Origin of the sequence: Aquitalea sp. FJL05 (genome assembly GCF_003852595.1) — a bacterium.
In the GTDB taxonomy this organism is placed as follows: domain Bacteria; phylum Pseudomonadota; class Gammaproteobacteria; order Burkholderiales; family Chromobacteriaceae; genus Aquitalea; species Aquitalea aquatilis.
In genome coordinates, this window is the sequence record NZ_QAJS01000015.1 from 187685 (window position 1) to 211587 (window position 23903).

Annotated in this window: 17 protein-coding genes, 1 tRNA gene and 1 pseudogene; 14 read left to right on the forward strand and 5 right to left on the reverse strand. The window is 60.7% G+C overall.

The window, feature by feature from the left end; translation table 11 throughout:
• Positions 1-8: 8 nt before the first annotated feature.
• From DBR44_RS13700 to DBR44_RS13710, 3 genes are read left to right on the forward strand one after another with little or no spacing between them, the layout of a single operon-like run.
• Positions 9-3107 carry an MdtB/MuxB family multidrug efflux RND transporter permease subunit gene (locus DBR44_RS13700; RefSeq protein ID WP_124644593.1) on the forward strand — a complete coding sequence of 1033 codons (3099 nt, stop codon included), beginning with the start codon at positions 9-11 and terminating at the stop codon, positions 3105-3107.
• Positions 3104-6205, forward strand: a complete 3102-nt coding sequence (locus DBR44_RS13705) for a multidrug efflux RND transporter permease subunit (RefSeq protein WP_124644594.1) — start codon at positions 3104-3106, stop codon at positions 6203-6205. Before DBR44_RS13700 ends, DBR44_RS13705 begins: the two co-directional genes overlap by 4 nt.
• A 5-nt stretch (positions 6206-6210) precedes the next feature.
• A complete protein-coding gene (locus DBR44_RS13710) occupies positions 6211-7596 on the forward strand; it encodes an efflux transporter outer membrane subunit (RefSeq protein ID WP_168190803.1) in 1386 nt (461 codons plus the stop codon).
• 193 nt (positions 7597-7789) lie between these two features.
• Here DBR44_RS13710 and DBR44_RS13715 read toward each other — a convergent pair whose 3' ends face one another.
• From DBR44_RS13715 to ispB, 3 genes are all read right to left on the reverse strand, one after another.
• Positions 7790-8647 (reverse strand): formyltransferase family protein, encoded by an 858-nt coding sequence (locus tag DBR44_RS13715; protein ID WP_158613621.1) that lies wholly within the window; start codon positions 8645-8647, stop codon positions 7790-7792.
• A 219-nt stretch (positions 8648-8866) separates the two neighbouring features.
• A tRNA-Arg gene (locus DBR44_RS13720) sits at positions 8867-8941 on the reverse strand.
• A gap of 10 nt (positions 8942-8951) precedes the next feature.
• A complete protein-coding gene (ispB, locus tag DBR44_RS13725; RefSeq protein WP_124644597.1) occupies positions 8952-9920 on the reverse strand; it encodes an octaprenyl diphosphate synthase in 969 nt (322 codons plus the stop codon).
• Between the two features lie 192 nt (positions 9921-10112).
• On the opposite strand from ispB, the gene rplU reads away from it, so the two are divergent.
• The 7 genes from rplU (at position 10113) to DBR44_RS13760 (ending at position 15689) form a co-directional block, all read left to right on the forward strand.
• Entirely contained in the window at positions 10113-10424 is a 312-nt protein-coding gene (gene rplU / locus DBR44_RS13730; RefSeq protein WP_059284477.1) for a 50S ribosomal protein L21, read from the forward strand.
• 12 nt (positions 10425-10436) lie between these two features.
• Positions 10437-10712, forward strand: coding sequence for a 50S ribosomal protein L27 (gene rpmA, locus DBR44_RS13735; RefSeq protein ID WP_103523498.1), 276 nt, complete (start codon positions 10437-10439; stop codon positions 10710-10712).
• Positions 10713-10861: 149 nt separating this feature from the next.
• Complete coding sequence (obgE, locus tag DBR44_RS13740) at positions 10862-12064, forward strand: GTPase ObgE (protein ID WP_124644598.1); 1203 nt, start codon at positions 10862-10864, stop codon at positions 12062-12064.
• A 418-nt stretch (positions 12065-12482) separates the two neighbouring features.
• Positions 12483-13262 carry an ABC transporter substrate-binding protein gene (locus DBR44_RS13745; protein WP_124644599.1) on the forward strand — a complete coding sequence of 260 codons (780 nt, stop codon included), beginning with the start codon at positions 12483-12485 and terminating at the stop codon, positions 13260-13262.
• Between the two features lie 236 nt (positions 13263-13498).
• Positions 13499-14188 carry an ABC transporter permease gene (locus DBR44_RS13750; RefSeq protein ID WP_124644600.1) on the forward strand — a complete coding sequence of 230 codons (690 nt, stop codon included), beginning with the start codon at positions 13499-13501 and terminating at the stop codon, positions 14186-14188.
• The gene (locus DBR44_RS13755) at positions 14185-14898 is read left to right on the forward strand and encodes an ABC transporter permease (RefSeq protein WP_124644601.1); all 714 of its coding nucleotides are present in this window, start codon (positions 14185-14187) and stop codon (positions 14896-14898) included. The genes DBR44_RS13750 and DBR44_RS13755 overlap by 4 nt, the downstream gene beginning before the upstream one ends.
• A gap of 23 nt (positions 14899-14921) precedes the next feature.
• Positions 14922-15689 (forward strand): ABC transporter ATP-binding protein, encoded by a 768-nt coding sequence (locus DBR44_RS13760; RefSeq protein ID WP_103523493.1) that lies wholly within the window; start codon positions 14922-14924, stop codon positions 15687-15689.
• A 65-nt stretch (positions 15690-15754) separates the two neighbouring features.
• Here DBR44_RS13760 and DBR44_RS13765 read toward each other — a convergent pair whose 3' ends face one another.
• On the reverse strand, positions 15755-16072 hold the full coding sequence (locus DBR44_RS13765; RefSeq protein ID WP_124644602.1) for a hypothetical protein: 318 nt from the start codon (positions 16070-16072) through the stop codon (positions 15755-15757).
• Positions 16073-16978: 906 nt separating this feature from the next.
• Positions 16979-17208: pseudogene (locus tag DBR44_RS20100) on the reverse strand (IS3 family transposase); the annotation flags it as partial.
• Between the two features lie 435 nt (positions 17209-17643).
• On the opposite strand from DBR44_RS20100, the gene DBR44_RS13780 reads away from it, so the two are divergent.
• From DBR44_RS13780 to DBR44_RS13795, 4 genes are all read left to right on the forward strand, one after another.
• Positions 17644-18927: a hypothetical protein gene (locus DBR44_RS13780; protein WP_124644603.1), complete on the forward strand. Its 1284-nt coding sequence runs from the start codon at positions 17644-17646 to the stop codon at positions 18925-18927.
• Between the two features lie 3 nt (positions 18928-18930).
• Positions 18931-19713: a hypothetical protein gene (locus DBR44_RS13785; RefSeq protein ID WP_233578560.1), complete on the forward strand. Its 783-nt coding sequence runs from the start codon at positions 18931-18933 to the stop codon at positions 19711-19713.
• A complete protein-coding gene (locus DBR44_RS13790) occupies positions 19713-22532 on the forward strand; it encodes an ATP-binding protein (RefSeq protein WP_124644604.1) in 2820 nt (939 codons plus the stop codon). The genes DBR44_RS13785 and DBR44_RS13790 overlap by 1 nt, the downstream gene beginning before the upstream one ends.
• A gap of 72 nt (positions 22533-22604) precedes the next feature.
• Positions 22605-23834, forward strand: coding sequence for a DUF2399 domain-containing protein (locus DBR44_RS13795; RefSeq protein ID WP_124644605.1), 1230 nt, complete (start codon positions 22605-22607; stop codon positions 23832-23834).
• Positions 23835-23903: the final 69 nt, after the last annotated feature.

Below are 23903 nucleotides of genomic sequence, written 5' to 3' on the forward strand. Positions count from 1 at the left end.
GATACGGTATGAATCCTTCACGTCCCTTCATCCTGCGGCCGGTGGCCACCACCTTGCTGATGTTGGCCATCCTGCTGTCTGGCCTGGTCGCCTGGAAGCTGCTGCCGGTGTCGGCGCTGCCCGAGGTGGACTACCCCACCATCCAGGTGGTGACCCAGTACCCGGGAGCCAGCCCTGAGGTGATCACGTCGTCGATCACCGCGCCGCTGGAGCGGCAGTTCGGCCAGATGCCCGGCCTCGCCCAGATGTCTTCCACCAGCTCCGGTGGTGCTTCGGTGATTACCCTGCAGTTCAGCCTGGAGCTGACGCTGGACGTAGCCGAGCAGGAAGTGCAGGCCGCGATCAACGCCGCCGGTAATCTCTTGCCCAGCGACCTGCCCAATCCGCCGATCTACAGCAAGGTCAATCCGGCGGATACGCCCATCCTCACCATTTCCGTCAGTTCGGACACGCTGCCGCTGACCAAGCTGGAAGACCTGGTCGATACCCGGCTGGCGCAAAAACTATCGCAAGTGCCGGGTGTGGGGCTGGTCAGCCTCAGTGGCGGCCAGCGGCCGGCAGTACGCATCCAGAGCAACCCCAAGGCGCTGGCGGCGCGCGGTCTGACGCTGGAGGACATCCGCACCGCCATTGGCAATGCCAATGTGAATCAGGCCAAGGGCAGTTTTGATGGCCCGCAGCAGGCCTCCACCGTCGATGGCAACGACCAGCTGAAATCGGCCGAGGAATACAAAGACGTCATCGTGGCCTACCAGAACGGTGCTGCGGTGCGGCTGCGTGATGTCGCCAACGTTGTCGATGCCGCGGAAAACCTGCGGCTGGCGGCCTGGGCTGGCAGCACGCCGTCCATCATCCTCAATGTGCAGCGCCAGCCGGGTGCCAATGTCATCCAGGTCACCGACCGCATCAAGGCGCTGCTGCCGCAGTTGCAAGGCAGCCTGCCGGGCGCGGTGGATGTGAAAGTGCTGAGTGACCGTACCGTCACCATCCGTGCCTCGGTGGAAGATGTCGAGTTCGAACTGCTGCTGGCCATTGCCCTGGTGGTGATGGTGATCTTCGTGTTTCTGCGTAATGTGCCGGCCACCATCATCCCGGCGGTGGCCGTGCCCTTGTCGCTGGTCGGCACCTTTGGCGTGATGTACCTCACCGGCTTTTCCATCAACAACCTCACGCTGATGGCGCTGACCATTGCCACCGGCTTTGTGGTGGACGATGCCATCGTGATGATCGAAAACATCGCCCGCTACATCGAGGAAGGCGAAAAACCGATGGCAGCGGCGCTGAAGGGCTCGCAGCAGATTGGTTTCACCATCATTTCGCTGACGTTTTCGCTGATCGCGGTGCTGATTCCGCTGCTGTTCATGGGCGATGTGGTGGGGCGGCTGTTCCGTGAATTCGCCATCACGCTGGCGGTGTCCATCCTGATTTCCGCCTTCATTTCGCTTACCCTGACGCCGATGATGTGCGCACGCTTGCTCAAGCATGTGCCGGAGGAAAAACAGGGCCGTTTCTACCATGCCAGCGGGGCCTTCTTCGACCGCATTATTGCCCGCTATGGTCAACTGCTGAGCTGGGTGCTGCAGCGGCAAAAGCTCACCTTGCTGGTGGCTGTAGGGACGCTGGTCATGACCGTGGTGCTGTATATGGCCGTGCCCAAGGGCTTTTTCCCGCTGCAGGATACCGGGGCCATCATGGGGAGCAGCGAAGCGGCGCAAACCATTTCCTTCTCGGCCATGGCGCAGAAGCAGCAGCAACTGGCCGAGGTCTTGCTGAAAGACCCGGCGGTGGACAGCCTGTCGTCCTTTATTGGCGTGGATGGCAATAATGCCTCGCTCAATAGTGGCCGCCTGCAGATCAACCTCAAGCCCAAGGGCGAGCGGGATGACATCCGCACCGTGCTGGCGCGCTTGCAGCAGCACGCGGCCGATGTGCCGGGCATGTCGCTGTATCTGCAGCCGGTGCAGGATCTGTCCATCGATACCCGTGTCAGCCGCACCCAGTACCAGTTCACCCTGCAGGCCACCAGTCCGGACGACCTGTCGCTGTGGGTGCCCAAGCTGGTGCACAAGCTGAATCAATTGCCGGAGCTGGCCGATGTCGCCAGCGACTTGCAGGACAAGGGCTTGCAGGCCTACGTCAATATCAACCGCGACGCGGCCGCCCGGCTGGGCGTCACCACCGCCGCCATCGACAATGCCTTGTACGATGCCTTTGGCCAGCGGCTGATTTCCACCATTTTCACCCAGACCAACCAGTACCGCGTGGTGCTGGAAGTGGATGCGCAAAGCCAGCGTGGCCCGCTGTCGCTCAAGGGCATTTATGTGCCCACCGCCAGCGGCGGCCCGGTGCCGCTGGATACCGTGGCCAGCATCGAGGAGCGTCCTACCGCGCTCACCATCAACCATCTGGGGCAGTTCCCCACCACCACGGTGTCGTTCAACCTGGCCAAGGGTGCGGCGCTGGGGCCGGCGGTGGAGGCCATCCGTCAGGCCGAGGCCGAACTGGGCATGCCGGCCAGCCTCGATACCAAGTTCCAGGGGGCGGCGCTGGCCTTCCAGGCCTCGCTCAGCAATACGCTGTGGCTGATCCTGGCGGCCATCGTCACCATGTACATCGTGCTGGGCGTGCTGTACGAGAGCTATATTCATCCCATTACTATCTTGTCCACGCTACCCTCCGCCGGCATCGGTGCCTTGCTGGCCTTGCTGGTGAGCGGCGATGACCTGTCGGTGATTGCCATCATCGGCATCATCTTGCTGATCGGCATCGTCAAGAAAAACGCCATCATGATGATTGACTTCGCGCTGGAGGCCGAGCGCGAGCAAGGCATGAGTCCGCGCGATGCCATCTATCAGGCTTGCCTGCTGCGTTTCCGTCCCATCCTGATGACCACCATGGCGGCGCTGCTGGGCGCGCTGCCGCTGATGCTGGGCGGTGGCATGGGTTCCGAATTGCGCTCGCCGCTGGGGGTGACCATGGTGGGCGGGCTGCTGGTCAGCCAGGTGCTGACGCTGTTTACCACGCCGGTGATCTATCTGGCCTTCGACCGGCTGGCGCAGCGTTTCCGCCGCAAGCCGGAAACCGTGGCTGATGAGGCTGGGGCATGATTCCGTCCGAACCTTTCATCCGCCGGCCGATTGCCACCACGCTGCTGACGCTGGCCATCCTGCTGGCGGGTTTCCTGGCCTTCAAGCTGCTGCCGGTATCGCCCTTGCCGCAGGTGGATTTTCCCACCATCTCGGTCAGTGCCAAGCTGCCGGGTGCCAGCCCGGAAACCATGGCCTCCACCGTGGCCACGCCGCTGGAGCGGGCGCTGGGGCGCATTGCCGGGGTGACCGAAATCACCTCGTCCAGCTCGCTGGCTTCCAGCCGCATTACTTTGCAGTTCGACCTTAACCGCGACATCAACGGCGCAGCGCGCGATGTGCAGGCCGCCATCAACGCGGCTCGTTCGCTATTACCCACCGGCATGCCGTCCAACCCGACCTACCGCAAGGTGAACCCGGCCGACGCGCCCATCATGATCATTGGCCTGACCTCGGATTCGCTCACCCGTGGCCAGATGTATGACGCGGCGGATTCCATCCTCGGCCAGAAGCTAGCCCAGGTGGAGGGTATTGGCGATGTGAATATCGGTGGCGGGGCGCAGCCGGCGGTGCGGGTGGAGATGAACCCGCTGCAGCTGAACCACTACGGCATCGGCATGGAGACGGTGCGTGCCGCCATCACCAGTACCAATGCCAACCGGCCCAAGGGCTATCTGGAAGACGAACAGCGCCACTGGCAAGTGCAGGCCAACGACCAGGCCGGCAAGGCCAGTGACTATCTGCCGCTGGTGGTGAGTTATAAAAACGGTGCGGCGGTGCGGATATCGGATGTGGCCGAGGTGAAGGATTCGGTGCTGGACGTGCGCAATGCCGGCCTCTTGGGCAAGCAGCCGGCGGTGATGATCATCCTGTTCCGCCAGCCCGGTGCCAACATCATCGAAACCGTGGAGCGGGTGAATGCGCTGTTGCCACAGCTGCAGGCGTCCATTCCCGCCGCCATCAAGATGCAGGTGGTGATGGACCGTACCTCCACCATCCGCGCCTCCTTGTCCGAGGTGGAGCGCTCACTGGTCATTTCCATCGGGCTGGTGATCCTGGTGGTCTTCCTGTTTTTGCGTAATGGCCGCGCCACCGCCATTCCGGCCATCACCGTGCCGGTGTCGCTGGTCGGCACCTTTGCCGTGATGTATCTGTGCGGCTTTTCGCTCAACAACCTCAGCCTGATGGCGCTGACCATTGCCACCGGCTTTGTGGTGGACGATACCATCGTGGTGCTGGAGAACATCTCGCGCCACATCGAAAACGGCATGAAACCCATGCAGGCGGCACTGCGCGGCGCACGTGAGGTGGGCTTCACAGTGCTGTCGATGAGTATTTCGCTGATTGCGGTATTCATTCCCATCCTGATGATGGGCGGCATCATCGGCCGGCTGTTCCGCGAGTTTGCCGTCACCCTGTCGGTGGCCATCATGGTGTCGCTGCTGGTGTCGCTGACCACCACGCCCATGCTGTGCGCGCGCTGGTTGAAGCCGCATGCCGAACGGCCGCCGGGCCGGCTGTTCCGCTGGAGCGAAAACCTGTTCGACCGCATGCTGGCCGGCTACCGGCGCAGTCTGGGCTGGGCCTTGCGTCATGGCCCGCTGATGATGCTGATACTGGGGGCTACCATTGCCCTGAATGTCTATCTCTACATGATCGTGCCCAAGGGCTTTTTCCCGCAGCAGGATACCGGCCGGCTGACCGGCATGATCAAGGCCGACCAGAGCATTTCCTTCCAGGCCATGCAGCAGAAGCTGCAACGCTTTATCGATGTGGTGGGCAAGGACCCGGCAGTGGACAAGGTGATTGGCTTTACCGGCGGTGGCCAGCGCAACACCGCCAATATGTTTGTCAGTCTCAAGCCCATGTCGGTACGCAGCGAGTCGGCGGATCAGGTGATTGCCCGCCTGCGCAAGAGCCTGGCGCGTGAGCCGGGGGCGCAGCTGTTCTTGCAGTCGGTGCAGGATATCCGCATCGGCGGCCGGGCGGCCAATGCCCAGTACCAGTACACCTTGCAAGGGGACGACCTGGACGCCTTGCGCAGCTGGACGCCCAAGGTGCAGCAGGCGCTGCAAAAGCTGCCCATGCTGGCGGATATCAGCAGCGACCAGGAAATCAAGGGCCTGCAGACCACGCTGACCTTTGATCGCAATGCCATGGCCCGGCTGGGGCTGACCCAGGCGCAGGTTGACGCCGTGCTGAACGATGCCTTTGGCCAGCGCCAGGTGTCCACCATTTACAATCCGCTCAACCAGTACCATGTGGTGCTGGAAGTGGCACCGCAGTTCTGGCAGAACCCGGAAGGCCTGCGCAGCATCTACCTGCAGACACCATCCGGCAGCCCGACGCCGCTGCCGGCCTTTGCCCGCTGGGAACCCACCAATACCTCGCTATCGGTCAACCACCAGAGCCAGTTTGCCGCCACCACGCTGTCCTTCAACCTGCCGCCGGGAACCTCCTTGTCGGATGCCACGGCCGCCATTGGCAAGGTGACTGCCGAGATCGGCCTGCCCTCGTCGATCCACGGCAGCTTTCAGGGGACGGCCAAGTCCTTCCAGGACTCGCTGGACAGCCAGCCGGTGCTGATTCTGGCCGCCCTGGTGGCGGTGTATATCGTGCTGGGCATGTTGTACGAAAGCGTAGTGCATCCGCTGACCATCCTGTCCACGCTGCCCTCGGCCGGGGTGGGGGCCTTGCTCGCGCTGCTGGCGACTGGCGGTGAGTTCAACATCATTGCGCTGATTGGCGTGCTGCTGCTGATTGGCATCGTCAAGAAAAACGCCATCATGATGATCGACTTTGCCCTCAGCGCCGAGCGCGAGCAGGGCCTGAGTTCGCACGAGGCCATCCTGCAAGCCTGCCTGCTGCGTTTCCGCCCCATCATGATGACCACGCTGGCCGCGCTGTTTGGCGCACTGCCACTGGCGCTGGGCCATGGCGATGGTGCCGAGATGCGCACGCCGCTGGGCATTTCCATCGTGGGCGGCTTGCTGCTCAGCCAGCTGCTGACCCTCTATACCACACCGGTGGTTTACCTTTATCTGGACCGTTTCCGCCTGTGCTGCCTGCAATGGCGCGACAGCACACGGGCGCAGGCCGCTGCAGGACACAAGGAATGACGCGCATGACTGCTTTATCCACGCGGCCGGCGCTGGCCGCCTGCCTGATGGCCCTGGTGCTGGCTGGCTGTGCCATCGGCCCCGACTACAGCAAGCCCAAGATGGATATCCCCACGGCCTTCAAGGAAGATGGCCGCTGGAAGAGTGCCACCCCGCAAGACGCCAGCCCGCGCGGTAACTGGTGGGAGGTTTATCAGGACCCGCAGCTGGATAGCCTGATGGCCACGCTGAACCGGCAAAGCCCCACCATTGCCCAGGCCGAGGCCAACTACCGTCAGGCCCGCGCCTTGCTGGATCAGGCCGAAGCCAGCCTGTGGCCCACGCTTGGCACCACCGCCAGCAAGAGCCACGGCGTCAGCACTGCCGGTGGCAGCGTTGGCAATCAGTACAATCTGGCCGCCACGGCCAGTTGGGAAGTCGACCTGTGGGGCACGGTCAGTCGTGCGGTAGAAGCGGGCAGTGCCAAGGAAGCCGCCAGTGCCGCCCAGCTGGAAGCCATCCGCCTGAGCAGCCAGGCGCAGCTGGCTACGGCCTATCTGCAACTGGTGGTGGCCGATGTGCAGCTCAAGCAATTGCAGGGCAGCGAGGCCAATCTGCTGCAAAACCTGCAGCTGACGCGCAACCAGTTTGCCGTGGGCATGGTGTCGGATGACAGCGTGGCGCAGGCCGAAAGCAGCTGGAAAACCGCCCAGGCCGCCCGGGTGGACAAGCAGCTGAGCCGCGCCCAGCTGGAACATGCCATTGCCGCCGCATTGGGCGTGGCACCAGCCAGCTTCTCGCTGCCGGCCAGCAAGACCTTGCCCCATCTGCCGCAATTACCGCCGGGCCTGCCGTCTACCTTGCTGGAACGTCGCCCGGACATTGCTGCAGCGGAACGGGCGGTGGCGCAGGCCAATGCCGAAATCGGCATTGCCAAGGCCGCCTACTTCCCCACGCTGACGCTGGCCGCCAGCGGCGGCTACAAGAGCAGCAGCTTTGCCGACTGGGTCAGCCTGCCCAACCGCATCTGGAGTCTGGGACCGCAACTGGCACTCACCCTGTTTGACGGTGGCTTGCGCCGTGCCCAGACCGCAGCCGCCATCGCCAGCTACGATGCCAGTGTCGCCAGCTATCGCCAGACCGTGCTGAGTGCCTTCCAGGCGGTGGAGGACAATCTGTCAGCCCAGTCGCTGCTGCAGGAAGAGGCGCAATACCAGCAGTCTGCGCTGCAGGCTGCGCAAAGGGCAGAAGGCATTACCCAGAACCAGTACCGTGCCGGGGTGGTGAGCTATCTGAATGTATTGACAGCGCAGAACAGCCGCATCAGTGCGGAAAACAGCCTGTGGAGTGTGAAAAACCGTCAGTACACCGCCAGTGTGGCACTGGTGTCTGCCTTGGGCGGCAAGTGGTAGTACGGGTCATTTCCACCATGCAAAACAGCCCGTTGCGGTAATGCCGCTCACTTAACTGAAAAGCACCGTCTCCTCGCATGGGGAAACGGTGCTTTTTTTGTGGTTTCAGACACTCTTCAAGTCAGAAAATCAGCCCCAAAATCCTTAAGTGAACGGCATTCGCCCGTTGCGGGCTGTTTTTTGGGGAGGGCGCTCAGAACGGTCGCCGGCCGCTCACCACCCCTGGCGCCTGCACGCTCCACTCGCTGATCACCAGAAAGCCATCAGCCACGGCAAACAGCATGGACAGGTCCACGCTGCGTACCAGCGTGCCGGGCTTGAAGGCGTGAGGCTCCAGCCAGCCCTGCGCGCGGTGCACCACGAAACCCACCCCGTTGGCTTCGGCCAGACAGTTGATGTCGCCAAAGGCGCGCAGCTGGCGCTGGATGCTGGCCAGCGGACCGCACAAATCCAGCGTGCGCTCGGCCTCGCTCCAGCGCGGCCAGTAGCTGCCCGCGGCCTGTGGCTGCGCCTGTTGCCATTGCGTGGCGAATTCTGGAATAACCCGCCGCGCCAGCTGCTCCAGTGCCAGCTGGCATTTCCACTCCAGCGTGCTCAGCGTTTCATCCGCCGCCATGGCAAACAGTTGCTGGTCGAGCACTGCTCCGCTGTCAAATTGCTGCTCCACCACATGGCAGCTCACACCCCACTCCGGCCTTTCTTCCAGAATCGCCCGCACCAGTGGATACGGCCCACGGCCCTCCGGCAGCGGGGAAGGGTGGAAATTCACCGCATGCGCCAGATGGGGCCTCCAGTCCGGCACCCGCCAGTCGTAGCTACCCAGCAACAAGGTGTCACAACCTTGCGCGGCCAGCGTGGCCAGATCGGCGTCGGTGATGGGGGAGAGTTGCAGCGGAATGCCCAGCCGCGCAGCCTGCTCGATCACCTGGCGGTTGTCATGGATTTTGCCATCCAGCGGTGAGGTGAAAATCTTCAATGGCCGCCAGCCGGCTTGCAAGGCGATATCGAGCAGCACCTTGAAACGGTCGGTCAGGGTAATGGCAAAGCGCATGGCAGATTCCTGCGGGGGGAGACTTGCAGGTATACCAGCTAAGCAGGCAGCGCTGTCATTCTTTACAAATAACTTAACAAATATGCGCTCAGGTCTGCTGGTGTGGCATTGGTGTGCTGGCGAGGGGAAGAGCAGATGATTGGCGGGAAAGATGGCGAGCATGAATGTAAAAACCGCCTGCTGACAGGCGGTTTTTACCGGGTGGCATGGAGCCGTATCTGGTGTCCCCAGCAGGAATCGAACCTGCAATCTTCCCTTAGGAGGGGAAAGTTATATCCATTTAACTATGGAGACAGAAAGGGGTTCAGGCGTTGCGCTCGACCGACAGGCGGGCCAGTTCGACCAGTGCCTGTTTCACCGGGGTGTCCGGCAGCTCGGCAATGGCTTGCACGGCCTGTTCTGCGGCCTTGATGGCCTCGCCCTTGGCGTAGTCCAGCGCGCCGCAGGATTGTACCGCACGGAGCACATCGTGGAAACGGTCGCGGCTGGCGTTTTCCAGCGCCTGGCGTACCACGTCGGCAGCGGCGGCATCGCCCTGGCGCATGGTGTAGATCAGCGGCAGGGTGGCCTTGCCTTCGGCCAGGTCGTCGCCCAGGCTCTTGCCGATGGTCTCCGCGTCGCCGCTGTAGTCCAGTACGTCGTCGATGATCTGGAAAGCTGTGCCCAGGTACATGCCGTAATCAGCCAGTGCCTTGACCTGCGCCTCGTTGCCATCGGCAATCAGCGCACCGACGCGGGCAGAAGCCTCGAACAGCTTGGCGGTCTTGTACTGGATGACCTGCAGGTAGTCCTGCTCGGACAGTGCGGTATTGCCGATATTCAACAGCTGCAATACTTCGCCTTCGGCGATGATGTTGGTGGCTTCGGCCATCACCTGCAGGATCTGCATATTATTGGTGGTGACCATCATCTGGAAGGCGCGGGTGTACAGGAAGTCACCCACCAGCACGCTGGCGGCATTGCCGAACAGGGCATTGGCGGTTTCGCGGCCACGGCGCATGTCGGATTCGTCCACCACGTCGTCGTGCAGCAGGGTGGCGGTGTGGATGAACTCGATCATGGCGGCCAGTTCGTACAGATGCGCGCCTTCGTAGCCCAGCGCCTTGCCGGACAATAGGGTGAGTACCGGGCGCAGGCGCTTGCCACCCGCAGAGATGATGTATTCCGCCACCTGGCGGATAAGCACTACATCGGAATGCAGGCGCGCGCGGATGACGCCATCTACGGTCTGCATGTCTTCAGCGATCAGGGTACGGAATAGCGGGGTGGACACGGTTTTAGCCAGTTGTTGGTTTTAGCGAAGCCAGAAGCGCGGAATGTTACCAGAAAAGCCTTGCAGACAGCCATGCCCAGTCTGGCTGTGCGGCTAAACTGATGAAATTATTGACAACTTTGAATCGACTGCGTATAGTTTCGCGTTCTTCTCGCGTGATGCGGTGAAGATCCCTCTTTAGGAGCTAAGCGAATGTATGCGGTCATAAAAACCGGCGGCAAGCAGTACAAAGTTGCCATCGGTGAAAAACTCAAAGTAGAACAGATACCTGCAGACGTCGACAGCCAAATCGTACTCGAAGAAGTGCTGATGGTCGCTGACGGTGAACAGGTTGTTGTAGGCGCCCCGCTGGTAGCTGGTGCCACCGTTACGGCTACTGTCGTTTCCCACGGTCGTGGCGACAAGATCCGCATCTTCAAGATGCGTCGTCGTAAGCACTACCAGAAACATCAGGGTCATCGTCAGAACTTCACCGAAATCCGCATCGACGCGATTTCGAAGTAAGGATAAACAGTCATGGCACACAAAAAAGCAGGCGGTAGCTCCCGCAACGGTCGTGACTCCGAAGCCAAACGCTTGGGCGTTAAGGCTTACGGTGGCGAACTGATTCCGGCAGGTTCCATTATCGTACGTCAGCGTGGTACCCGTTTCCACGCAGGTGAAAACGTTGGTCTGGGCAAGGATCACACCCTGTTCGCCAAGGTTGACGGCTACGTTCAGTTCACCATCAAGGGTGCTCTGCAACGCAAGATCGTTACCGTTGTTCCGTACACCGGTGTAGACGGCGAATAATCGCTTTCTGCAGACAAGAAAGCCCTATCCTGTGAGATAGGGCTTTTTTTTATCTGGCTTGCTGTCACGCAGCAGGCCTGGCGAGGGGCAAGGCGTGAGGGCTGGATGCAGCATCGCAACCTTGACGCCTGACTCCTCAAGGAGGATCTATGAAATTTATCGACGAAGCCCGTATTGAAGTGATGGCGGGCAAGGGCGGCAATGGTGCCGCCAGTTTCCGTCGCGAAAAGTACGTGCCCTTTGGTGGCCCGGACGGTGGCGATGGCGGCAAGGGTGGCAGCGTGTATGCGGTGGCGGATGAAAACGTCAACACCCTGGTGGAATACCGTTTCGTCAAAAAATACCTGGCGCAGGATGGCGAACGTGGCCGCGGTGCCGACTGTTACGGCAAGGGCGGTGACGATATCGAACTGCACATGCCGGTGGGCACGGTGATTGCCGACCACGATACCGGCGAGGTGGTGGCCGACCTGACTCACCACGGCCAGCGGGTGATGATTGCCCGTGGCGGCAAAGGTGGCCTGGGTAATATCCATTTCAAATCATCGACCAACCGCGCGCCGCGTCAGAGCACGCCGGGTGAAGAGGGCGAACAGCGTACGCTGAAGCTGGAACTGAAGGTGCTGGCCGATGTGGGCCTGCTGGGCATGCCGAATGCCGGCAAGTCCACCTTTATCCGCTCGGTATCGGCGGCACGCCCCAAGGTGGCGGATTATCCGTTTACCACCCTGCACCCCAATCTGGGTGTGGTGCGCATGGACGATACCAGCAGCTTCGTGATTGCCGACATTCCCGGCCTGATCGAAGGCGCGGCGGAAGGCGCTGGCCTGGGCCATCGTTTCCTCAAGCATCTGCAGCGTACCGGCCTGCTGTTGCATATCGTGGACGTGGCACCGTTCGACCCGGAGGTTGATCCGGTGCGTGAAGCCCGTGCCATTGTGGCCGAGCTGGAAAAGTATGATGACGAATTGCATGGCAAGCCGCGTTGGCTGGTGCTGAACAAGCTGGACATGCTGCCGGTAGAAGAGCGCAACCTCACCGTGTCGGCCTTCCTGGAGGCCTATGGCTGGCCCAAGACCCAGCCGGACGACAGCCTGGGTTTCGATGTGGACACGCCGCGTGTGTTCGCCATTTCTGCGCTGACCCACGAGGGCACCCGCGAACTGGTGCGCGCCATCGACAACTATCTGCGCATCATGCGTGCCCGCGCCCGCGCTGCGGCCGAAGAAGCCGAGCGTCTGGCCGAAGAGGCCCGCCTGGCACGCAAGGCAGCTGCCCGTGCCCGACAGGAAGAGATCGAGGCCGCCAAGGCCGCTGCTGCCGCGGCTAAGGCTGCCGGCGAAGACAAGTAAGCAGCTGGCGGCGGTTTGAAAAGCCGGTTTCCCTGGTGGGAGCCGGCTTTTTTGCGTCTGCGGCGCGGCAGTTTGAGGGCGAATGACGGGTGCTGAGCGTGGCTGCTGGCGTGAGCTAAGTGTTTTTACTTGCGCTTGTTGTATTTTGTACTCAAAAATACAATCGAATGCGACTTGATTTTCCATTTCTGGGCGTTTACTTTGCCTGCTGTCGTCTCCGGTCAGGGTGGATGCGTTATTTATCCTGTATCCGGAATCGAGTTTCTGGACAATTTGCGCTATTCATATAACCATGCAGGCAATCAGCTGATCTGCCCAAAAGGCAGGGCATGTTGATGCGGCGTATCGGTATGTCGCGGTGGCAGGGGCTGCCCGGCATGTTGTGAACAAATAAAACAAAGCAGTAAGGAGAAGTCTGATGAGAAAAGTGATTACCGCCGTTTCTCTGGCACTGATGGCCACTTCTTTTGGCGCATTCGCCAAGGACTGGAAGGAAGTTCGTTTCGGTGTTGATGCCAGCTACGCTCCGTTCGAGTCCAAGGCACCAAGTGGTCAGCTGGTCGGCTTTGACATCGATCTGGGCACCGAAATCTGTGCACGCATGAAGGCCAAGTGTGTCTGGGTGGAAAATGACTTTGACGGCATGATCCCTGCCTTGAAGGCCAAGAAATTTGATGGCGTGCTGTCTTCCATGTCCATCAACGAAGCGCGCCTGAAAGAAATCAACTTCTCGGCCAAACTGTTCAATACCCCGACCCGCATGGTGGCCAAGGCTGGTTCCGGCCTGCAACCGACTGCTGCTTCGCTGAAGGGCAAGCGTGTAGGTGTTGAGCAAGGCACCATTCAGGAAGCCTATGCCAAGGCGCACTGGGCACCGGGCGGTGTAGAAGTGGTTCCTTACCAGAACCAGACTCTGGTGCTGGCCGACTTGGCTAGCGGCCGTCTGGACGCCTCGCTGCAAGATGCCATCCAGGCTGATGAAGGCTTCCTGAAAAAGCCGGAAGGCAAGGGCTTTGCTTTCGCCGGTGGTGACCTGAACGACCCGAAAACCCTGGGTACCGGTGCCGGCATCGGCCTGCGCAAGGAAGATACCGATCTGAAGGCTGCCATCGACAAGGCGATTGCCGGCATGCTGAAAGACGGCACTTACAAGAAAATCGAAAAGAAATACTTCAAGTTTGACGTATACGGCAAATAAGCCGTAACACAGACTGAAGCACAGCGCCCCGGCGGAGTCTGACCGGGGCGCGTTTTCATAACGGGTACGGAGGAGATGCGTAACACCCACTGTTACGTCCGTATCCATGTTGTCTTGCACACCACTGATCTGCAGCTATCTGTGCTGCCACTGCTTGCCTGTGGCGGCCTGCGGCATGGCTTAGGGCTGCCTGCGATCTGCGTGTGCAAGGGCATAAACATACAGGGGAAACGGCCATGTTTCTGGATGGATTCGGGCCTATCATCCTGGACGGTGCATGGGTCACGCTGGAGCTGGCGGTAATGTCGCTCCTGGTGTCTTTCATCATTGGTCTGGGAGGCGCTGGCGCCAAGTTGTCGAGCAACCCGTTGCTCAAGGGCATTGCCACGCTCTACACCACATTGATTCGCGGCGTACCGGATCTGGTACTGATGCTGCTGATTTTCTACAGCCTGCAGATCGGCATGAACCATCTGACCGAATGGCAGGGCCTGGAGCAGATCAACCTCAATCCATTCGTGTCCGGCGTGTTCACCCTGGGCTTCATCTACGGGGCCTATTTCACCGAGACCTTCCGTGGTGCCTTCCTGTCCGTGCCCAAAGGCCAGATCGAAGCTGGCATTGCCTATGGCATGAGCGGCTGGCAAACCTTTTCCCGCATCCAGTTTCCACAGGTGATGCGCTTTGCCCTGCCCGGTATCTCGAATAACTGGCAGGTTATGCTCAAGGCCACCGCCCTGGTCTCCATCATCGGCCTGTCCGATGTGGTGAAGGCGTCGATCGATGCCGGCAAGAGCTCCTACAAGGTGTTCTTTTTCACCGTGGTGGCGGGTGCCATTTATCTGATTCTGACGTCGGTTTCCAGCCTGGTACTGATGTGGCTGGAACGTCGCTATTCCACCGGCGTGCGGGAGGCTGAACTGTGATCGACATCATCCAACAATACTGGAAAGCCTTCCTGTGGACCGATGGCTACCATCTGTCCGGCCTGGCGGTCACCATGTGGCTGCTGGTGGTCTCCATTGCTTTCGGTTTCTGCGCTTCCATTCCGCTGGCCATCGCCCGCGTGTCCCGCTCCAAATGGCTGTCGCGCCCGGTATGGCTGTTCTCCTATGTGTTTCGCGGCACCCCGCTGTACATCCAGCTGCTGTTTTTCTACACCGGCATGTACAGCCTGGATATGGTGCGCGATGTGGACATCCTCAATCACTTTTTCCGCGAAGGGTATAACTGCACCATTCTGGCCTTTGGCCTGAATACCTGCGCCTATACCACCGAAATCTTCGCTGGCGCCATCAAGGCGACGCCTTATGGCGAGATCGAGGCTGGCCGCGCCTATGGCATGAACAAGTTCACCCTGTACCGCCGCGTGATCATTCCTTCCGCACTGCGCCGTGCCCTGCCGGCCTACAGCAACGAAGTGATCCTGATGCTGCATGCCACCACCGTGGCCTTTACCGCCACCGTGCCGGACATCCTGAAAGTGGCGCGCGACGTGAATGCCGCTACCTATGACTCATTCAATGCCTTCGGTCTGGCGGCGCTGATTTACCTGTGCATCACCTTCATTCTGGTGGCCCTGTTCCGCAAGGCGGAAAGCAAGTGGCTGGCGCACCTGCGCCCGATGAAGGCCTGAGCAACACGCAAGGATAAGCAAAGATGGAAAAGTTAGTCGTCAAAGACCTGCACAAAAGCTATGGCAGCCATGAAGTGCTCAAGGGCATCTCGCTCAAGGCCAAGGCCGGCGATGTAATCAGCATCATCGGTTCTTCCGGTTCCGGCAAAAGTACCTTCCTGCGCTGCATCAACTTTCTGGAAAAGCCCAACGCCGGCAGCATCAGCCTGAGTGGCGTTGACATCAGCCTGCAGAAAAACAAGCAGGGCGAACTGATTCCGTCCGACCAGAAGCAGCTGCAAACCATGCGCTCCAAGCTGGCCATGGTGTTCCAGCACTTCAATCTGTGGGGTCACATGACGGTGCTGGAAAACGTCATCGAAGCCCCCATCCACGTGCTGGGCCTGAGTCGCGACGAAGCCATTGCCCGCGCCGAAAAGTATCTGCGCAAGGTAGGGCTGGATGCCCAGGCCCAGGCCAAGTATCCGGCGCACATGTCCGGTGGTCAGCAGCAGCGCGTGGCGATTGCCCGCGCATTGGCGATGGAGCCGGAGGTGATGCTGTTTGACGAGCCCACCTCGGCACTGGACCCGGAACTGGTGGGTGAAGTGCTCAAGGTGATGCAGACCCTGGCCGAAGAAGGCCGCACCATGATTGTGGTGACGCATGAAATGGGCTTTGCCCGCAATGTGTCCAACCACGTCATGTTCCTGCACAAGGGGCTGGTGGAAGAAGAAGGCCACCCGGACGAAGTGTTCGGCAATACCAAGAGCGAACGCCTCAAGGCCTTCCTCTCCGGCAGCCTGAAGTAAGGCACTTCCCTGCCAGATCACAAGCGGCTTCCCGTTCGGGGGCCGCTTTTTTATGCTCTACCCAATTATGAAAAATTTAAAAATACAACAAACAAAATGAAAATATCAAACAGGCTAGATAGTAATGATTTGGCGTAATTTAAATTCTGCCGGCTTTCTAGCCATGATAAGATAATCAAGTAGGCTGCCATGATTGCCGAAAAAATAAATAAAACATCTTTTATTGAAAATAGTTTATCAATTATATTTTGACCACCTCCGCTTCCAGAGGCTGATGCTCCTGCTAGCATTATTCCAAAGAATCCAGATGCAATTGCGCAGAGGAATGTCATGTAGCAAGTAACTCTTAATCTTGTTGATAAGGTTTTATGTGCTTTCTGCATCGATAAAATTCCAGTTTGATTAGTTGTAGGTTGAATTGAATTGTATATTGGAAGATTAGTTATTTCGGTTTGCTAGCAACGTTTTCCTCTGTGGCAGCAGTTGCCAATTGGCGATGAATCACGGCACCGCGACACGTGGTCGGCCGGTTTGAGCAGTGGATGGGCCGGGCTGCTGACTTCTGGTGGCACATCGGATTCTGCTGACCGGGGGCGGGTGAGTGAAGTGCTCATGGTGGTACAGACCCTGACTTAAGAAGGCCGCACTATGATTGTGGTGAATTTGCCCGCAATGTGTCCAACCACGTCATGTTCAAGGGGTTGGTGGAAGAAGAAGGCTACCCGGACGAAGTGTTCGGCAATACCAAGAGCGAACGCCTCAAGGCCTTCCTTTCCGGCAGTCTGCAGTAAGGCAGTCTGTTACTGAGGCATACCAAAGCGGCCGATCAATAGATTGGCTGCTTTTTTTTGTACCTTACATTCTTATGAGAAATTCAAAAAAATAATAAATAAAATACAAATCTCAAAGAGACACGGCATTAATGCTTTAAAGTAATTTTCCTCCTGCCTTCCATGTATCCATGGGGAAAGTAGAAAATAGATTGCCATTATTGCGGAGGGGATAAATAAAAAATCTTTTATTGTTAGTAGCTGGCTTGATATATGTCCGTCACCGGCTCCTCCAGATGCTGATAGCCCTTTTCCTATAATTCCTAGCAGTCCAGATGCTGTGGCTACGATAAACATTAGATAGCAAGTTATTCTTAATTTGATCAGTAAGTTTTTATGTGTATTGTGCATGGGTGATGTTTGGTTATGGTTTCGATTGTTGAGTGGGTCGCAACGTTATTTATTTTTTGAGTAACCCGGACGTCTCTAGACACTCTTGTGGTGTTGGAAATGTTTATTTTAAAAATCTACCGGCGATAGCCCATTTGTGAAACCTTGCCTACGATTCAGGTTGTAGAACACCTCGATGTAATCGAAGATGTCACACCGAGCTTCCTCCCACTCGTGATAGGTTTTCGCTTGATACGCTCCTGCTTCCGCAATAGGAAGAAACTCCCTGCCACGGCATTGCCGTGGCAGCTCCCGGGCCGATTCATACTGGCAACAAGGCGATGGGACTTTAGAAAGTTCTATTAGTCGTCACTGCTGAAGTGATTCCTCTGGTCGGAATGCACCAGTGCATGGGCGTCGAATGGGACACCGCCGCGCGTGGGGCCAGATGAAGGCATACCTTACCCGAACTACTTGGCAAAGTATGCGGCGGTCTCATTTAGGATATCGTGCTCCTCGGTCACCCGTTTCAGTTCTACCTTGAGACGATAGATTTCGGCTTACAGGTCCGCTGATTCGGCGGGTTTGGCCTGCTTGAGGTCGTCGTGTTTCAATCATTGATACAGGCTGTGGGCAGATACGCCGAGCAAGAGTCGTGGCCGTCTAGACGGGATGCTCCGGTCTGAGCCGGCTGTTATCGCCGTGCTAGGCATGGCTGCACACTTAGAATGCTAGATGCGTTGACTTACCCCCGTCCGGCCTTGGACAATCCGCTTTTGCTTTCTCATGCCGGAATGTCATTGGAATCGCTCGCCGACTTCTTCCAGCCGGGCATCGCGCCGGATTCGCTGTCCGGCGTCAATCGCCTGCAACAGGCCTGGCCCTATCTGTCTGTCTTCGTCACCCTGTTTCGCGGCGGTGACGAGGAGGTGCTGATGCGCCTGTTGGTGCTGCGCGAACTGGGTGGCCGCGCCGATGCCCCGCGCTGGACACCGCAGGAAATCGCCCAGCGCTTTGCCTATCTCAACGACACCAAGCTGGCCACCATTCTGGGCCGGCTGCGCGAGGGCGAGTTGCTGGTGTATGACAGCGACGGCGGCCAGTACCAGTTGTCCGAAGGCGCACGCGTGGCGCTGGCGGCGCTGGCGACGCTGATCGACTTTGCCGGTGACGATGTCGAACTGGGCTATCTCACCAGCCAGGTAGCTGCCGGGCAGGCCGTGGGGCAGCTGTCCGACGATGCCCTCAGGCACCTGCTGGCGCGGCTGAACGAGTTGTACGGCGAGTTTGAAGAAGCACTGGAATCGCAATCCGAATTCCGCATCCGCGCCGCCCAGCACCGGCTGGAAGCCGTATGGCGCTGGGTGGCCAAATCGACAGAAGTCATCCGCAGCCTGACTGCCGACGACACGCTCAGCCTGTCTGCGCTGAATCAGGCCCAGGCCATCGCACTGGCGCAAAGCCGCATGCTGGCGCTGGCCGGCACCTTCGAGCGTCGTCTGGCGCAACTGGCGGCCCAGCGCGTGCATCTGGGCAGCTCCGGCCTTACCTCCACCGATATCGCCGACTGGTTGCGCCATCAGGCCGTAGGGCAATTGGCGGACCAGTTGAGCGGCTGCCTGTCCATGAACCCGGAACCAGCGTTTATCGCCACGCCGGAGCTGGCCGACATGGCGGAATTCGAGCTGCTGGCGCGCGAACGGGCCAAGGCCGGCAATACCACCTTGCCCGGCAGCGTGGCCGCGCCGCTATCCGGCGAACTGGAAGTCGAGCGCCTGTTTGCCGCCGAAGCCATGTACGACGAGCTGCTGACACTGGGCCTGCAACTGGGCGAGTCCGGTGGTGACCACATCCCGATCCAGCAGGCGGTGCTGGCCGACAGCTACAACGAAACGGCCTATCGCCTGTCGCTGCTATCGCTGATTGGCGATCCGGAAAGCCATGGCGATGCCAGCATCGTGGCCGCGCTGGCCAAGCTGCCGTTCACCCTGCACGGCGGCGAAGCCGTGATCGAACCCGAACACCCGGAAGTAGCCACGCTGTCTGATGCGCGGCTGCTTCCCCATATCCCGAACTGAGCGATGGAACAGCAACTGAAAACCCTCACCGCCCGCCTGCTGGCCCAGCGCGTGGTACCGCGCAGCGATGCGCTGGCGCGCAAGGCACTGCTGGATGACATTTTCCGCCAGGAGCTGGACAAGCGGCTGGCCGATGTCGGCCTGCGACTGGTGGAAAATCCTTACGCCGAATACATCGCCGTCGCCCTGTTACCGGAAATGACCGAGCCGGTATTCGGCAGCGGCGAAGCCTGGCTCAACAATAATCTGGGCCTGCCGCGCGATGGCGTGGCGCTGCTGGTGATCCTGTGGGCGCTGATCATCCTGCCCAAGCGCGAGAGGCAGATTGCCCGTGTCGAAGCCGGGCGCGAGAACCAGAGCGACATGTTTGGCGCACAAAAGCCGCTGGAAACCGGTGAGGGTGTGTCCACCGGCGTGTCGGAAGACGCGCTGTATGCTGATTTTGGCAAGGCACTGGGCGGGCGTACCCGCTTCAATGCCAATCTGGGCCGGCTGGTGAACCTGGGATTTGTGGTCCGTCGCAACAAATGGCTGGATGAAGGCCCGATGCTGGATCTGATGATCGATTACAGCCAGCTGGCACCGCGCATCATCGAAGGTGCCTTGTCCGAGGTGCTGACCCAGCGCCGCGAGCAGGCCGCCGGCGCCCTGGCCGACAAGACCGCCAGCGCCATTGCCCTGGCGGTGGCACAGCCGGCGGTGACCGACGATGGCACCAGCCTGTTTGCCAGCCCTGAAGATGAGGCAGATGACACATCTGCCTCCGTGCAAGAGGAAGACCGCTGATGTTCCAGATGAAATCGGTAGAAATGGTGCACTGGGACTTCTGGCAACGTTTGTCGGTGCCGCTGGACGCGCAGATTGTCACCATCATCGGCCCCAATGGTTCGGGCAAGACCACGCTACTGGACGCCATGCGCACCCTGCTGGCCATCAAGTGCTCGGGCAAGCGCGATTACAAGCGTTATGTGCGCAACAACCGCGAGCCTTTTGCCTATCTGCGCGGCGTGGTGGATAACCCGCGTCGCCCCTCCGGTGGCCTCTATCCCACGCCGTTTTTCCCCATCGTCAGCGATGCGGTCACTCTGCTGTGCCGCATCAAGAAACAGGGCGGCGACTGGGTGCGCCATTACGCCATTCTGGATGGCGATGTGCCGCTGGAACTGGCCGAAGCCCAGGCGCAGTGGCTGGGGGTGCAGGAATACCGCCGCCGGCTGGAAGTGGCCGGCCTTACCCCGGCGGTGGGCGAGGTGCTGGCGCTGGAGCAGGGCGATACCGACAAGCTCACCGAATACAGCCCGCGCCAGCTGCTGGACCTGGTGTTCCAGGTGTTTGGCGACAAGGATGTGCTGGACAACTACCAGCGTGCCCGCGACGAACAGCGCGCCACCGAGCTGGAACTGGAAGCGCTGACCCGGCAGGAAGAGGCGCTGGAAGTGCGCGTGGAAACCATGAAAACCCGCGCCGGGCGTTTTCTGGAGTGGCGGCAGCTGCAGCAGACCATCAGCCGTCTGCAAGACGAAGCCCTGCCGGTGCTGGGCTATCTGGATGGCAAGAGCGCGCTGGGCCAAACCTGGCAAAACTACCGCGCCGCCTATGGCCAGCTCAGCCGCAGCCGGCGCGAGCACCACGACACCCTGCAATTGGTGGCCAAGCTCAAGGCGGCAGAGATGGCCGCTGCGGAGGCCCGCGCTGCCGCAGAAAACGCCCGGGTGCAGGTGCAGGAGCAGTTCATGGCGGCCAAGTCCGAGCACGCCGGTGTTAGCGGTCAGCTGAAAGAGCGCGACCGCCTGCAGGCGCTGGCCAGCCGCGAATACGGTGCCGATGCCGCCGCGCTGTCCGACAAGCTGTCCGGCCTGCGCAGTGAGTCCGAGCAACTGAAGGACGGCCTGCGCGATTTGAACCGCCAGCGTATCGACCTGAAAAATCATGTCGAGGCGCTGGAAATCGGCCGGGGTCGTTCACCGGAAGAAGTGCGCCAGTTCAAGGGCGCGCTGGACGAAGCCAATATCGGCCACGCCATGTTGTCCGACATCATCGAGGTGATGGACGCTGGCTGGCAGGGCGCAGTGGAAGCCATGTTGCGCCCCTACCGCCATGTGGTGCTGCTGGAAAATCCACAGCAAAAGGGCGAGGCCTGGCGCTTGGGTGAAAAACTGCGCTTCCGCCATTTTGTGGTGCCGGAGCGCAGCAGCCCGCCGGCGGCGCGCAAGGGCAGCCTGCTGGAAGTGATCCGTTTTTCCGCCAATGCACCGGACTGGCTGTACCAGCAACTGAACAAGGTCAGCCGGGTGGAAAACGCCCAGGCTGGTGCCGGTGTGGACGGAGACTGGATCACCCGTGACGGCTATTTCCGCGAACGGCGTGGTGCGCGGCATATTGGCGTGGCGGCGCATGAATTCGCCTTTGGCGAAGGTGCGCGCCAGTCGCGCCTGCTGGCATTGCGCGACGAACTGAAGCAGCTCAATGTACGCATTCTGGCCGATGAAGAACGGCTGGTGGCCAGCACTCGCGAAGCGGCCGGCCTGGCCGAGTATCTGGGCGGCATGGATGCCATCCGCCAGCTGGATAGCCGTGCCGAAGAATTCGCCGCACTGGCCACCCGTCTGGCCAGCCTGCAACAGCAACAGCAGGAACTGGGCGCACAGCTGGCCGAAGCCAGCAGCACCAAGGATGCGGCTGACCAACGCTATGGCGATGCCCGGCTGGAGCACGACCGCATCTGCCAGCGCGAGCAGGAAAGCCTGTCGCGCTACGACGGCAAGTGCCAGGAGGTGGAAAACCACCGCCGCCAGTTGCGCCGCCTGCTGGCCGAATTGCGCGAATGGGCTGAGCGCCTGCCCGCCGATGCGCTGGCAGCCGCGCATGTGGCCGCACTGGAAGAGGAATACGAAAGCGCTGCCGATGCGCGCCATCAGCTGAATTATCTGCAAGAGCGCCTGCAAGGCGGCGAGTGGGAAACCGACGAATCCGTGCTGGCGCTGCGCGACAAGCTGGCCGACGACCTGGCGCAGATCGACCGCGAACGGCAGCGCCGCCAGAGCGAGGTGGACCGCTCGCGCGAACTCACCGACGACGCCCGCGCTGCCTATATGGGCAAGCTGCGCGCCACGGTGCGGGCTTATGGCGCCAATATCAAGCGTCTGGGCGAACTGGCCGGCATCGGCGTGGATGTCGAGCTGCCTACGCTGGAAAATGACGATGCCGCGCTGGCCCAGGCCGGGCTGACGCTGCGCTTCAACTTCGACCAGAAGGGCCTGATGGGCATGAACGATGGTGAAGCCTCCGGCGGCCAGCAGGTGATGAAATCGCTGATTTTGCTGATCGGCCTGATGATGGACGAGGCCAACCCGTCCGGCTTCGTGTTCATCGACGAGCCTTTCGCCCACCTGGACATCTTCAACATCGACCGGGTGGCGGGCTTCCTCAAGGCGACCGAAGCACAGTATCTGATCACCACGCCCAACACCCACAACATCAATATCTTTGCGCCATCGGAACTGACGCTGGCCACGCGCAAGAAGCGGCCGGGCGAGCAGTGGGCACCGCCCATCCTGCAAACCCGCCGCCGCGTGGACGCGGCCGCGCCCGACGCTCAGGCCTGATGTCGTCACGCCGGCAGGAAACTTGTTTGCTGCCGGCGGTCTACTCTTCTCACCCTTCACTGGCAGAACCCCATGTCCAGCTGGCTTGCCCGTATTTCCCCGGAACTGGTCGAACGCCTGCCCATTGGCGCACGCGGCCACCATCTGCTGCTGCAACCCACGCTCGCCCCCACACCGCTGCTGTTGCCGCAGGCCGATCAGGCCCTGCTGCAGCGCTGGCTGTCCCTGCGTGTCATGCGTCAGCGCTGGACCAGCTTGCTGGGGCAGGGCTGCGATCCGGCCCAGGCGGAAGACCTGCTGCGCCGCTTGCTGGAATGCGGCTGGTGCGAGGTGGAGCTGCATGCCGAACCAGGCCGGCTTGGCCAGTGGGAGCCGTTTTGGGTGACCTGGCGCGAGGTCTACCAGCTGCGCAGCCTGATCGGCCTGCCGGATGCCGATGCGCGCGACGAGGTGGTGCAACTATGGCGTGGCTGGCAGCCGCAAAACGCCATCCTGCAAGGCCTGGCCGACAGCCTGGCCCAGCGGCTGCAATCCTCCACGCTGGAGCGGCGGCTGAAAATCGCCCAGGCGCTGGATAACTGGCTGACGGCCGGGCTGTGGGGCACCGAGCGCCAGTTCTCGCAATATGCGCTGGGGCGCAGCAAGGCTTTTGGCGAAGCTGACCGGCGCTGGCTGGCCGAGTTCGGCATTGCGCTGGAAGCCTGTGGCATCTCGCGCCATACCCCGCATGTGTTTTTGTCCGGCCCACTGGAGCTTTACGCCGGCGGGCAGCTGCTGCTGTCGGCCGGGCTGTTGCAAAGCGGGCTGGCGCTGGCACCGGAAGCCCTGCAACAAGTAGATGCGGTACGCGGCCCGGTGCAGATGGTGCGCATCGTGGAAAACCTCAGCGTGTTCGAGGTGCTGACGCGACAGGCCGAACCGGTGCTTACCCTGTGGGTGCCGGGCTATCCGCACCGGCGCTGGCTGCAGGCAGTCGGCCATCTGCTGGCAGTATTACGCCTGCCGGTGCAGGTAGCCTGCGACCTGGACCCGGCCGGGGTGGCCATCGCCCTGCAGGTGGGCGAGCTGGCCGGGCAGGCCGGCTGCGCCTGGCAGCCCTGGCGCATGCAGGCCGACGAGCTGACGCTGGCGCATGGCGGCCAGCCACTGAAAGAGGAAGACCAGCAGGCACTGGCCCGGCTGGCCCGCCTGCCGCTGCCGCCCATGCTGGCCGATCTGTGCGCCGCCATGCTGGAGCGTCAGCTGAAGGTGGAGCAGGAGGCGCTGTTCATCGGCCATGGCGACGAGGGGCTGACGGGCTGAAAATAGACATGTATGCAAAGCGGATGACAGAACCGAGCGCTTGCTTGATAATCATCGGCACTGCATCTT